This window comes from Brevibacillus sp. AG, assembly GCF_028369215.1.
In the GTDB taxonomy this organism is placed as follows: Bacteria; Bacillota; Bacilli; order Brevibacillales; family Brevibacillaceae; genus Brevibacillus; species Brevibacillus porteri.
Map to the genome: position 1 here is coordinate 100,757 of NZ_JAQMYO010000004.1, position 13,027 is coordinate 113,783.

General features: G+C 49.5%; 12 protein-coding genes. 8 read left to right on the forward strand and 4 right to left on the reverse strand.

The annotated features are described in order from the left end of the window. The first annotated feature begins 21 nt into the window (after nt 1-21). Genes chbG through POF51_RS11865 form a run of 5 tightly spaced genes read left to right on the forward strand, consistent with a single transcriptional unit; the run spans nt 22 to nt 3,571 of the window. Nucleotides 22-768 carry a chitin disaccharide deacetylase gene (gene chbG / locus POF51_RS11845; protein WP_069849824.1) on the forward strand — a complete coding sequence of 249 codons (747 nt, stop codon included), beginning with the start codon at nt 22-24 and terminating at the stop codon, nt 766-768. 12 nt (nt 769-780) lie between these two features. Further along, nucleotides 781-1,107 (forward strand): PTS lactose/cellobiose transporter subunit IIA, encoded by a 327-nt coding sequence (locus tag POF51_RS11850; RefSeq protein WP_069849822.1) that lies wholly within the window; start codon nt 781-783, stop codon nt 1,105-1,107. Then, nucleotides 1,104-2,426: a 6-phospho-beta-glucosidase gene (locus POF51_RS11855; RefSeq protein ID WP_069849820.1), complete on the forward strand. Its 1,323-nt coding sequence runs from the start codon at nt 1,104-1,106 to the stop codon at nt 2,424-2,426. The genes POF51_RS11850 and POF51_RS11855 overlap by 4 nt, the downstream gene beginning before the upstream one ends. 13 nt (nt 2,427-2,439) lie before the next feature. Further along, nucleotides 2,440-3,279, forward strand: a complete 840-nt coding sequence (locus tag POF51_RS11860) for a Cof-type HAD-IIB family hydrolase (RefSeq protein WP_271755405.1) — start codon at nt 2,440-2,442, stop codon at nt 3,277-3,279. A gap of 28 nt (nt 3,280-3,307) precedes the next feature. Continuing rightward, a complete protein-coding gene (locus POF51_RS11865; RefSeq protein WP_017252559.1) occupies nt 3,308-3,571 on the forward strand; it encodes an HPr family phosphocarrier protein in 264 nt (87 codons plus the stop codon). A gap of 65 nt (nt 3,572-3,636) precedes the next feature. Here the strand turns inward: POF51_RS11865 and POF51_RS11870 are convergent, their stop codons facing one another. Beyond that, the gene (locus POF51_RS11870) at nt 3,637-5,790 is read right to left on the reverse strand and encodes a sensor histidine kinase (RefSeq protein ID WP_069849816.1); all 2,154 of its coding nucleotides are present in this window, start codon (nt 5,788-5,790) and stop codon (nt 3,637-3,639) included. Then, nucleotides 5,768-6,460, reverse strand: a complete 693-nt coding sequence (locus tag POF51_RS11875; RefSeq protein ID WP_069849814.1) for a response regulator transcription factor — start codon at nt 6,458-6,460, stop codon at nt 5,768-5,770. The genes POF51_RS11870 and POF51_RS11875 overlap by 23 nt, the downstream gene beginning before the upstream one ends. 174 nt (nt 6,461-6,634) lie before the next feature. Here POF51_RS11875 and POF51_RS11880 point away from each other — a divergent pair, with 174 nt between their 5' ends. Both POF51_RS11880 and POF51_RS11885 read left to right on the forward strand, forming a co-directional pair. Next, on the forward strand, nt 6,635-7,255 hold the full coding sequence (locus POF51_RS11880) for a class I SAM-dependent methyltransferase (RefSeq protein ID WP_170831612.1): 621 nt from the start codon (nt 6,635-6,637) through the stop codon (nt 7,253-7,255). An 18-nt stretch (nt 7,256-7,273) separates the two neighbouring features. Further along, nucleotides 7,274-8,932 carry a DEAD/DEAH box helicase gene (locus POF51_RS11885; RefSeq protein WP_069849810.1) on the forward strand — a complete coding sequence of 553 codons (1,659 nt, stop codon included), beginning with the start codon at nt 7,274-7,276 and terminating at the stop codon, nt 8,930-8,932. Between the two features lie 57 nt (nt 8,933-8,989). On the opposite strand, the gene POF51_RS11890 is transcribed toward POF51_RS11885, so the two are convergent. Together POF51_RS11890 and adh are read right to left on the reverse strand one after the other, a co-directional pair. Continuing rightward, nucleotides 8,990-9,340 carry a DUF779 domain-containing protein gene (locus POF51_RS11890; protein WP_069849808.1) on the reverse strand — a complete coding sequence of 117 codons (351 nt, stop codon included), beginning with the start codon at nt 9,338-9,340 and terminating at the stop codon, nt 8,990-8,992. A gap of 3 nt (nt 9,341-9,343) precedes the next feature. Continuing rightward, nucleotides 9,344-10,864 (reverse strand): aldehyde dehydrogenase, encoded by a 1,521-nt coding sequence (gene adh, locus POF51_RS11895; protein ID WP_069849806.1) that lies wholly within the window; start codon nt 10,862-10,864, stop codon nt 9,344-9,346. Nucleotides 10,865-11,108: 244 nt separating this feature from the next. Between adh and POF51_RS11900 the strand changes: the two genes are divergently transcribed. After that, entirely contained in the window at nt 11,109-12,842 is a 1,734-nt protein-coding gene (locus POF51_RS11900) for a sigma-54-dependent Fis family transcriptional regulator (RefSeq protein ID WP_069850210.1), read from the forward strand. Nucleotides 12,843-13,027 lie beyond the last annotated feature (185 nt).

Consider the following 13,027-nt stretch of genomic DNA (forward strand, 5'->3'; position numbering starts at 1 on the left):
TCGCTAGAGGAGAGGCTATCTATGAAATTGATTGTGAATGCAGACGATTTTGGGTATTCCAAAGGCGTCAATCTGGGCATCGTCGAAGCGCATCGAGAAGGAGTCGTTACTTCTGCGACCTTGATGGTCAATATGGAGGGGTTCGAGCACGCTGTAGGGCTGGCCAAAGAACATCCAACGCTCGGAGTAGGCATTCATCTGGTACTCACATGTGGATCGCCAGTCAGTCAGGATGTACCATCGCTAACGGATGGAGAGGGGCGTTTTCGACGCGGGCAAGATCATTTGATTGCCGCTGTACCGGAGGAGATTGAGCAGGAGCTTCGCGCTCAACTAGGGGCTTTCGTGGCGTCGGGGCTTACTTTAACACACATTGACAGCCATCACCATGTGCATGCACATCCAGCCGTTTTGCCGATTATTCTGAAGCTGGCAGAGGAATATAGAGTGCCAGTTCGCTATCCGTGGATGTCCGGGACGGAGGAGCAGCGAGACCAGTCGAGTGTTTTGACGACAGAAGGCTTTTCTCATCATTTTTATGGAGATGACCTAACCGTACAATCCTTCGTCAGGATCGTAGAGGATATGGCAGATTATCCTGTAGTGGAGATCATGACGCACCCTGCTTATTTGGACGAAGCGGTACTGACAGGTAGTTCATACGCAAAGCAACGAACCACAGAATTGAAAATCTTAACAGCAGTAGAGTTAAAGCAATACATTCGTGATCAAAAAATACAGCTCGTGACTTTTAGCGAACTTGGATAGGTGGAGATAGATTTGGACCATACAGACGTTATTTTTCAACTAATACTTCACGGAGGAAACGCGCGGAGTCTGGCAATGGAAGCGATCGCCCTGGCTAAAAATAGAGACTTGTCAGGTGCAGAGGACGCGTTGAAGCGTGCGGGAGAAGAGCTCGGTCGTGCACACCAAAATCAAACAGCACTTATCCAGAAGGAAATTGCGGGCGAAAAAACGGAGATCAGTATGCTCTTGATTCACGCCCAGGATCATTTGATGAACGCGATTACAGTCAAGGATTTGGCTACGGAGTTTGTTGAGATGTACAGCCAAATCCATGCAGGCAAGGAGGCAGGAGTATGAGCGGAATCAAAATTGTAACGATCGGTGGAGGGTCTAGCTATACACCTGAGTTGGTGGAAGGCTTCATCAAGCGCTACGATGAATTGCCCGTGCGGGAATTGTGGCTGGTTGACATTCCAGAGGGCGAGAAAAAACTTCAAACTGTGGGCGCTCTTGCAAAACGGATGGTGGAGAAGGCAGGGGTACCGATCGAGATCCATTTGACCTTGGATCGCAGAAAAGCACTTGCAGGCGCTGATTTTGTCACGACACAAATGCGCGTAGGACTCTTGGATGCGCGGATCAAGGATGAGCGTATTCCTTTGAAATACGGGGTGATCGGTCAGGAAACGAATGGACCTGGCGGCTTGTTCAAAGGCTTGCGTACCATTCCGGTCATTATGGACATTTGTCGTGACATGGAAGAGCTATGTCCAGATGCTTGGCTGATTAACTTCACGAATCCGGCTGGTATGGTCACAGAGGCAGTGCTGCGGTATACCAACCGCAAAAAGGTCATTGGACTGTGCAATGTTCCCATCGGGATGAAAATGGGTGTTGCCACAGTTTTAGGCGTCGAGCAATCGCGGGTTCATATTGATTTTGCCGGATTGAATCATATGATCTTCGGACTGGGTGTGTACCTGGATGGGGAAAACGTCATTTCCCAGGTAATCGATAAGATAACGGGCGACCAATCGGGTATTACGATGCAAAACATTTTGGACCTTGGTTGGGATAAAGATTTCATCAAAGCATTGGGGATTCTCCCGTGCCCGTATCATCGTTACTACTATCAGACCCGTACGATGCTTGAGCATGAGCTGGAAGAAGCGGAGCAGAAGGGTACGCGGGCTGAAGTGGTCAAGCAGGTGGAGGCGGAGCTATTCGCACTCTACGAAGATCCAGACTTAGATATCAAGCCTTCGCAGCTGGAGCAGCGTGGCGGAGCCTATTACAGTGAAGCTGCCTGCAATCTCATTTACTCCATTTACAATGACAAGCGCGATATCCAGACGGTAAATGTTCGCAACAATGGAGCGATTGCCAGCATTCCAGATGATTCGGCGGTCGAGGTAAACTGCGTCATTACAAGAGAAGGACCGATTCCTTTGGCTGTTGGTGATTTGCCTGTTCCCGTGCGTGGACTCGTACAGCAAATCAAGTCGTTTGAGCGAGTGGCAGCGGAGGCAGCTGTAACGGGTGATTACCATAAGGCGCTATTGGCGATGAATATTAACCCGCTGGTGCCGTCTGATGTGGTCGCCAAAAAAATACTCGATGAGATGCTGGAGGCGCACAAGGAGTACCTGCCCCAGTTTTTCAAGCCCGTCACATAAGGATGGGACTCGTGTGAAATACAAACTCCTCGCCTTGGATGTGGACGGAACGATTTTGATGTCGAACCATACCTTATCCAAAGTAACAGAACGGGCCATTACCCAGTTAGTGAAGCAAGGCGTCCACGTCACACTGGCAACCGGCAGAGCATACCCATCGGCCAAATCGTTGGCGCAGCAGTTCCAGATCAGCGCACCACTAGTTTCCCATGATGGCGCATACGTCGCAGATCCCAAGACGGATCAGGTGTTGTATGTACAGCGTATTCCGTATGAGATAGCGGCGAGGATGACAGATATACTCGTATCGCATGGCTTGGATGTCATGCTGCTGCATGAGTCTTATGCTGTCACGAATCGCACGTGGAAGTGGACGGACTTGTTTCCGTTGTTAAATGCCTGGACACTGCGCCAGCTCTGGAAAAATCAATACCCGCTCAAAATTCAGGCCTCGCGGTTGATAGCCGGATACGTTCGAAAACATGAAGTGTGTGCTCCGAAAATATTCGTCACGGGTGACGAGAAGCGTCTGTTGGCAGCAAGACAGGAGCTGGAGAAAGCCGAGCTTTCGGGGATTCGCGTGACGGCATCGGGCGCGAATAATTTGGAAATATTGCCTGTGGGCATCTCCAAGGCAAGTGGTCTAGCGGTAGTGAGTGAGAGACTTACGATTCAGCCTGACGAGATCGTTGCTGTAGGTGACAATTACAATGATGCGGAGATGCTCCAATTCGCCGGAATGGGTGTGGCGATGGGCAATGCTCCTGATGATCTGAAACAGCTGGCTCGGCATGTCACGGAAACGAACGATCGGCATGGGGTAGCAGAAGTCATCGAGAAGTTTTTTCTGTAAGAGTTTGGACAGGAAGGGAGGCGTGAAATTGATCCGAATGAATCTGGAAGTAGCCGTGAGTGGAGGTCTCCATGCTCGCCCTGCTTCTGTCTTGGTGAACCTGCTCAATCAATACAGCTCGTCGGTCAAGATGATCTACAATGACAAGCAGGCGAATGGAAAAAGCATCCTCAGCGTAATGGCTCTGGGGGCAAAGACCGGAGATGAAATTATGTTTGAGGTGGAGGGGGCCGACGAGCAAGAAGTGGCTGAAAGGCTTGAGTCCCTATTTGAAAGGAACTTTGCCATCTAACAGGGAGAAAATCACGTAAGAAAGCCAGTGCCTGACGAACGGGCACTGGCTTTCCTCTTTGATCCTTACGCGTGTTTGCGGAATACGACCATGACTTTGAAGTAATCGCCATCAATCTCGATCGACAGCCTGCCGCCTTGCAATTCTACGATGCTTTTTGCGATAGCCAAGCCGAGGCCAGAGCCTTCGGTATGTCGGGATTGATCAGCGCGCTTGAACCGTTCAAACAGTTCCTGTGCATCAAAGTCGATTTCATAGGCGGAGACATTTTTGAACGTCAGGATGACCTCATCCTGTGTCTCTGCCAAATGGATCAGGACGCGCGTATTCGGCATGGAATACTTCAGGGCGTTGCCGATTAGATTTTCAAATACGCGCCACGTTTTCTTGCCATCCAGAGGGGCGACAATCTTTGGTTGCTCCGTCGTTACGCGGAAGGTGAGCGTCGATTGCTCGATTTTGTCACTGAATTCTGCAATGGATTGGTTGAGCAGGGATGCGACATTCACTTGCTCGATATTTAGCTCAACCGCGCCGCTGGACATTTTAGCTGCGTCAAACAGATCATCGATGAGAACGCGGAGTCGATCTGCTTTGCGATCCAATACATCCACGTAGTTTTTTCGTTCCTCTGGCGTCAGATTTTCTTGTTTGAGCAGGTTCACGTAGTTGATAATCGACGTCAGCGGTGTTTTCAAGTCATGGGAGACATTCGTGATCAGTTCGGATTTCATGCGCTCGCTTTTCATCTGCTCTTCCATCGCGTGCTTGAGTCCCTTTGTGATGTTGTTGAGAGAGTGCGCGAGATCAGATAACTTTCCTTTTTTCACCTTTTGAATCGTAGCGTTCAGATTTCCCCCCGCCATTTCGGAGGCACCGTGCATGATGCGGTTCATCAGTCCCAAACGGCGTAGCGTGTATGGGAAAACGACGACCATGTAGAACATGCCATACAAGAAGCTAAAAAACAGTAGGGCGCCAGAGCCTTCGACTAGGCCGACGAATCCAAAACCGATACTCATCCCAAACATGACAGTCAGGATGAACAAGGTGGATATTTTAAAGAACATGCCGCGGTTGGCGTAGCTTTCTTTAAGAAGAACACGCTGTCTGGCTAAAATACTCTTTTGCCACTGCTGCGTAAATCTCTCAGGTTGGTTGTACATAAGCCATGCCTCCATGAATTGTAGAAGCAGGTAAGCAGTAAACAACGAAACGAACGCAAGGGTGAAGAAATGCTCAGCATCAATTGGTAAGAAGAAAAAGCGCGTGTTCGCGATCATGATGAAATACGTAAAGCCAAGTACGAACGCCAGCGCCATTCGAATATCCAACGGGATAAAGCGGAACATTGCCATGCTTTTCGCTACAATCGGTACTTCTAACGCTTTGCTGACTGGCAAATACCAGTAGCAGAGTGCAAGGATGAGCAGAGTGCCCCCGAGCAGGACAAACTCGCTAATCAGCCGATCCCGAATGGAATCATAGTAGAGTGCATCTGTGTGGACCTGACTATATCCGTCTGGTTCTTTTGGGACATAAAAAATACCACTTAGTTGATTCAGTTGATAAGTGCGATTGATGCTTTCCAAATCCCCGTTGGTATTAGGGAGGTTGATTGTATAGCGCGCATATCGAGCCAGTTCCCATTCTGTAGGTTCTTGCGCGAGATTGGTGTAAACTTTGTTGTTCTTTTTATCGGTGACATAGTATTTGAAGGAGCCGCTTCGCAAGGTGAGGCTGTTTTTTTGTTCCTCGTACTCGGTATCTCTTTCGGCGATTCTGTTGTTCACCTGCTCCTGATAATGCAACGTTGCTTTCGCGATGTCTTCTTGCAATCTTTGTGAATGTTCCTCGGTTAATTGGGCGACTCTCTCGTTGTCACCCTCACTTTTTGCCCGTTTTATCATATCTAAGAGCTGGTTATCTTCCTTAATCGATCGGAGGGTTTCCTCATGCTCTTTTTTTAGCTGATTCGCTGTCTTCTCGTCCAGCTTTCCTGGAGTGTAGTCTGCATAATCTACATGAACCTTTTTCACCAGCTCGGCAAATGTCTCTAATTCACGATTGAAGCCTGAGCTTTGAAAGTAATTATCCTCTTGGAGATTCTCGCGTTTATGGTACAGATCAGCCATCGTCACGAGAGCGAGCGAAATACTCACGATCATAACAATGAGCACGGGCACCGCAAAGCGTTTATTTTTCGATTTTGTATCCAATTCCCCATACCACCTTCAAGTATTTAGGTTCCTTCGGGTTGATCTCTATTTTTTCCCGAATGCGTCTCACGTGGACGGCCACCGTGTTTTCCGCGTTCATATAAGGCTCTCTCCAGACCCGTTCATAAATTTCCTCGATCGAAAACACCCGACCCTTATTTTCCATTAACAGCTCCAAAATTTTGTACTCGGTAGCCGTCAGCCTGACCTCGTTACCGTCAATCGCTACATTTTTTGTGCTTTTGTTCAAGGTCAAGCCGCGTACCTGAATCTCATCTTCTGTCATTTGAGCGCTTCCCAGATTGGTAAAACGTCTTAACTGAGATTTGACCCTGGCGATGAGCTCCAAGGGATTAAAAGGCTTCGTCACATAGTCATCAGCCCCGATATTGAGCCCGAGGATTTTATCGGTATCCTCTGACTTGGCAGACAGCATGATGATCGGGATGTTTTTTTTCTGGCGAATTTGAAAGGTGGCGGTCATTCCGTCCATTTTTGGCATCATGATGTCCATCAGGATGAGATGGATATCTTCATTCTCCAGTACTTCCAACGCTTCCAGTCCATTGCTAGCTTTGAATACGGTCATGGATTCATTTTTGAGATAGATTTCGATTGCGTCGCGGATTTCAGCCTCGTCGTCGACTACGAGGACTTGATATTTGGTCATGATTCGTCCCACCTTATGAATGCATTCATGGTACTATCTTAACGCCCAGCTCTAACAAAACAGTAATGAAATGTCTTACAAATTTCTTAATAAACCGCGTTCAGGAAATGCTAGCTGATAGGATCAAGCCGATAAATAAGGTAAGATGTGAGGAAGAATACGAGAAAATTGGTGATGGCTTTGCTGGAATGGACCGGGGAGAGAATTATCCCCAAGCAATTAAAACCTACGAATGGCATGCTGCTGGAGCATATAGCCAGATATTATTTTGCCGCGCCTTATGTAAAAGGTCGAGTGCTGGATATCGCTTGCGGTACCGGCTATGGATGTCATATGATCGCAAAGGATCGAAAACGAGAGCTGACAGAACTGATCGGAGTCGACAACGATGAGGCGACGATATTTTATGCCAATCGAGAATACAACCATCAAAAGATTACGTATCAGCAGGGTGACGCACTTGATCCGGCACTTCCCGAGCAATTAGGGTTGTTTGATACGATTTTGAGCTTTGAGACTATTGAGCATGTCGCAGACGATTTGCTGTTTATGGATAACTTGTATCGGATGCTGAAACCAGGTGGTACGCTTGTGCTGTCCAGTCCATTTGGCAGAGGGCGGGGCATGCAGACGAGTGAGCCCTTCCATGTTCATCAGTTGACGCCGGAAGAGTTCGCGGAGTTGTTTGTACGCTATTCTGACGTGGATATGTACTATCAGAGAGGCGTTACGTTTGAAAAAACACCCCGCGATGGCGTACGGTACTTTATCGGCATGGCAGTTTGTACGAAATAATAGCGGATCGATTTATGAATGGAGATGGCGAAACTGGCTGATTTTTGGAGATTGGGAATACATAAGGAACTGATAGATGCTCTGCAAGCAAACGGGATTAACGAGCCTACACCGATTCAGGAAAAAGCAATTCCTGTTGTGTTGGAAGGAAAAGATGTAATCGCGCAAGCACAGACGGGAACCGGGAAGACACTCGCATTTGTCCTGCCGATCTTGGAAAAAGCGGATCCACAAGCGACACATGTTCAGGCGTTGATTCTTACCCCTACGCGGGAGCTTGCCTTGCAAATTACGGCAGAGGTAAAGAAGCTGACGGAAAAGCTGGAAGACATCCAAGTACTCGCGGTTTATGGTGGACAAGATGTCAATCAGCAACTGAGAAAGCTGAAAGGAAAAATACATGTGGTCATCGCGACACCAGGACGGTTGCTGGATCATCTGCGAAGAGGGACGATTGATTTATCGCAAGTTTCGATGTTTGTCCTGGATGAGGCGGACCAAATGCTTCATATGGGGTTTTTGCCTGAGGTAGAAGATATTATGGCAAATACGCCTTTTGAAAAACAGACCTTGCTGTTTTCGGCCACCATGTCTGAGCAGGTGCAAGCACTTGCGAAGCGCTTTATGCAAAAGCCAGAAAATATCAAAGTTCAGGGCAAACGCATCACACTAGACGATATTCGCCAAATCGTGGTGGAGACGACAGACCGTGCAAAGCAAGCCACGCTGTGCAGTCTATTGGATGAAGCGCGTCCGTTTCTTGCGGTGATCTTTTGCCGGACGAAGCGCAGAGCAAGTAAGCTGAATGCTGCTCTGCAAGGTTTGGACTATATGTCTGACGAGCTGCACGGCGATTTGTCACAGGCGAAGCGCGAAGATGTCATGAAGCGTTTCCGCGAAGCCAGGATTCAGTACTTGGTCGCAACTGATGTGGCAGCGCGCGGGCTTGATGTAGAGGGAGTCACGCACGTTTTCAATTACGACATACCAGAAGATGTGGATAGTTATATACACCGGATCGGCAGAACGGGACGAGCTAAGGAAAAAGGAACAGCTTTCACGTTGGTGGCGGGGAAGGATTGGGGGCAACTCAGGGAGATTGAAGAAGGGATCAATCTGTCTCTGGAGCGGCGTGAAATGGATCGCGGGGAATCGGGTGATCAGAAGAAGCAAAAGCCTGAGAGGGAGCGAGCCGAGAAAGCAGATCGGCGCGGGGACAAGCAGGGTAGAGAGGCCAGAGGGAAAGGAAAGTCCGATGAGGGAAGACAGCAAGGCTCTAGGGAGCGTCGTGATGGAGATGGACGACGTCAATCAAAGGGTGGCAGTTCTGAGCGTAATTCAGGGAAACGTGAACGTGTAGAAGGTCGCTTTGAGAGCAAGGCGAAAGGCAGAGACCGTGCAGCAGGCGGGTTCGAGCGCAAGCCGAAGGACGGTAACCGAGCAACAGCAGGTGGCTTTGAGCGTAAACCAAAGGATGGTAACCGAGCAACAACAGGTGGCTTTGATCGCAAGCCGAAGGATGGTAACCGAGCAACAGGTGGATTCGAACGCAAGTCGAGCACTTCCAAGGGCAAGCCAGTGGCTGCTCAACGCGGCTCAGCACGCCCGAATGCAAAGCAAGGCAATCGAGCAAGCGCTGCTCCTGCAAAACGTACCTCTCGCAAAAAATCGAGATAGCCATCCAAGCAAAAAAAGACCGTTCCAGCCAGTAAAAAGGCAGGAGCGGTCTTCTTTTTATTCCGGTTCCGTGTCTGAAAATACCCGTGAACGTGTGAGGAAGCGTACCCCCTCAGGTCCTTCCAACGAAAACATTCCGCCACGCCCATTCACGACGTCAATGATGAGTTGCGTATGCTTCCAATACTCATACTGCGCTTTGCCCATGTAGAACGGGCAGCCACCGATCTCGCCCAACAGGACGTCCTGCTCACCCACGAGAAATTCTCCGAGCGGGTAACACATGGGGGAGCTGCCATCGCAGCAGCCCCCTGACTGGTGAAACATCAGGTCACCGTGTTTGGCGCGAAGCCGTTCAATTAATGCCAGTGCAGCATCTGTCGCGAGCACTTTTTGTGGCTGGCTCATTGATCAAAAGAAGCCCAGGGCTTGATCGCTGTAGCTGACCAGCAGGTTTTTCGTTTGTTGGTAGTGAGACAGCATCATTTTGTGTGTCTCGCGGCCGATACCGGACATTTTGTAGCCGCCAAACGCTGCGTGAGCCGGGTAAGCATGGTAGCAGTTGGTCCATACGCGACCAGCCTGGATTTCGCGGCCCATGCGGTAGGCTGTGTTCGTGTCGCGTGTCCATACACCAGCACCCAAGCCATACAGCGTATCATTTGCCATGGCGAGCGCTTCATCTGTATCCTTGAATGTCGTTACGGAGACGACCGGACCGAAGATTTCTTCCTGGAAGACGCGCATCTTGTTGTGGCCTTTAAAGACAGTTGGCTGGATGTAGTAGCCGCCCTCGAGATCACCTGCAAGCTGTGCACGAGCGCCACCAATCAGGCATTCGGCTCCTTCTTGTTTGCCGATATCCAGGTAGGAGAGGATTTTTTCTACCTGCTCCAAGGAAGCCTGTGCGCCGATCATCGTATCTGTATCGAGCGGATTTCCTTGCTTGATATTGGCTACGCGTTGCAGGGCACGCTCCATGAATTGGTCGTAAATGCTTTCGTGAATGAGTGCGCGGGATGGGCATGTGCAAACCTCGCCTTGGTTGAGCGCAAACAGTACGAATCCTTCAATCGCTTTGTTAAAGAAGGCATCGTCTTTTGCAGCCACATCCGGGAAGAAGATGTTTGGCGATTTTCCGCCCAGCTCCAGCGTCACCGGAATGATATTTTGGGAAGCGTATTGCATGATCAAACGCCCTGTCGTCGTTTCGCCCGTAAAGGCAATTTTCGCGATGCGGTTGCTTGAAGCGAGAGGTTTACCCGCTTCCAGACCGAAGCCGTTCACGACGTTGATGACGCCAGGAGGGAGCAGGTCGCCGATCAGCTCCATCAGCACCATGATGGATGCAGGTGTTTGCTCCGCTGGCTTGAGGACGACGCAGTTGCCCGCAGCCAAGGCTGGAGCCAGCTTCCATGTAGCCATGAGGAGCGGGAAGTTCCACGGAATAATTTGACCTACGACACCGAGTGGCTCATGGAAATGATAAGCGACCGTATCGTTATCGATTTCAGCGAGTGTACTTTCTTGCGCGCGGATCGCTCCCGCGAAGTAACGGAAATGGTCAATCGCCAGCGGGATGTCGGCCGCGAGCGTTTCGCGAACGGGCTTGCCGTTTTCCCACGTCTCTGCGTTTGCCAGCATCTCCAGATTGGCTTCCATACGATCTGCGATTCTTAACAAAATATTCGCGCGCTGTGCAACAGAGGTACGACCCCACGCGTCTTTTGCCTCATGGGCAGCGTCCAGTGCCAGCTCAATATCATCGGCTGTCGAACGGGCTACTTCGCAAAAGACCTTGCCATTTACAGGTGACACGTTTTCGAAATACTCACCTTTCACTGGCGGAACCCAATTACCCCCGATGTAGTTTTCATAACGATTTTTGAACGTCACCTTGGAACCGGCTTGGCCGGGCTGAGCATAGATCATTGCGAGCGCCTCCTCATTTATCACATATTTCTTTACAGCCCTCTCTAAAAGCAAGTCTCGTACCAACGAGAAAAAGCTCGAAATGACAGCGTTTTCTTGAGCGGATGAGGGTAGAAATTGTTCCATAATGGATCATGTCGTGTTCCGTATTGGGACAAATGTGCTCGTGGTTCGACTGGTTTTTCTATAGCAAAGACTCTCATGCTATACTGAGAAGGAATGATTTTTGGGGGAGGGAATCGTGTTGTCGACGATTGTTCAGCAATCTTGGAAGCGCTGTCAGGAATCGAACCTCAAGGTTACGGAGAAGGCCAATGATCAAATCATTTCTGCCCGACGAATCAAAGAAATCATTCAGGATAATCACCCTCTGATTCGTGAAAGTCTCCCGCTTTTTAACAAGCTTGCTCCCTTTTTGTTATCGACAGAGCACATCGCACTCTTGTCTGACCGGGAAGGAAATATTATTCAAACGATCGGGGACCCGGTCTTCGCCAACCAGGCACAAAAAGTACAGTTACAAATCGGAGCGAACTGGACAGAAGACTATAAAGGAACCAATGCGATTGGGACAGCACTGATCGCACAACAGCCGATTCAGGTACAGGGAGAACAACACTACTTCTTGGAAAATCGCTTTCTTACATGCTCAGCGGCACCTATTTTTTCACCTGCGGGTGAGCTATTGGGCATCATTGACATTAGTACGCGTAAAGAATATTCCCATCCGTTTGCTCTAACCATTGCTTGCATGATCGCAGAGGCTCTGCAAAACCGCTTTTTGTTAGCTGATGCGGAGCGCGTGATTGCCTTACCAACTTTATCACGCCCAGGAGATAGTCGAGGAAAGCTTGCACTCGTCGGCTTGGATCGGGACGAGCGTATCGTGGGCCTAAATGAGGTCGCGCAGCAGCAGCTTGGAAAAGAAGCCTTGGGAACAATAGTCAGAGCGGAGCAAGAGAGTGCTGGTCGTCATGTGAAAGATCATCGCCCGCGTTTTTGGTCTGCGGCACCCAAAGAAAAGCTGAAGCCGTTTCCGCGTCTAGCTGGTTCATGCCCGCTCTTCTTGCAGGCAAAGATGCTCGGACAAAAGGCAGCGCAGGTAGATTTTCCTGTGATCATTTTGGGGGAAAGCGGTACGGGAAAAGAGCTGTTTGCTCAAATGGTCCACGAGACAGGTCCGCGCGCGCATGAGCCTTTTATCGCAGTGAACTGCAGTTCAATTCCAGAAAATTTGATCGAGAGCGAATTGTTTGGATATGAAAGCGGGTCATTCACAGGGGCACATCGGGAAGGAAGAATCGGAAAGTTTGAAGCGGCGAAAAAAGGCACGATCTTTTTGGATGAGATCGGGGATATGTCTTTGCGTGCGCAAGCGGCACTTCTGCGCGTTTTGCAGGAAAAGGTCGTCACTCCGGTGGGGAGCAATCAATCCCGCCCCATTTATGCGCGGATCATTGCTGCTACGCATCGAAACCTGTCAGAAGAGATCAAGGCGGGACGTTTTCGGGCTGACCTGTACTACCGGCTCAAAGGGGTCTCCATTCATTTGCCGTCATTGAAAAAGCGCAGTGATATCATCCAGGTGGCGGAGCATCTATTGCAGCAGATCGACACAGAACAACCGTACATGCTAACCACTGAGGCACAGGACAAGCTGTGTGCTTATTCGTGGCCGGGCAATATCCGGGAACTGCAAGGAGTGCTGATTCAAGCGGTGTTTTTGGCAGAGGGGGACACCATTGATTGCGATCACATCCAGCTGGAGGGATTGATAGAAGCCGATTCGCCTGAGACTTCGGATCATGCCATTCCTTCGTTGCGTGAAACAGAGAGAAAAGCGATCAAAAAGGCACTTGAGAAAAGTGGCGGTAATGTCAGCAAGGCGGCCAAAATGCTGCAAATCGGTCGAAATACCTTGTATCGCAAAATAGAAGAATACCAGATTGGGGAACCGATCCATCAGGAAGAGTCATAATGGATGAAACGGTATAGCTTGGCGAGAACAAATGTTGCAATGCGTGTTGCAACATTTTGTTGCGTTGTTTTGCAATGTCACCAGACAAGTGATGCATGGAGAGGAACGGATGGAAGACTTTTATTCGGTCAGGGTGCATGATCCGGAGCTTGGCATTAATCATGCAAGTGAATAGTGCTGCATGA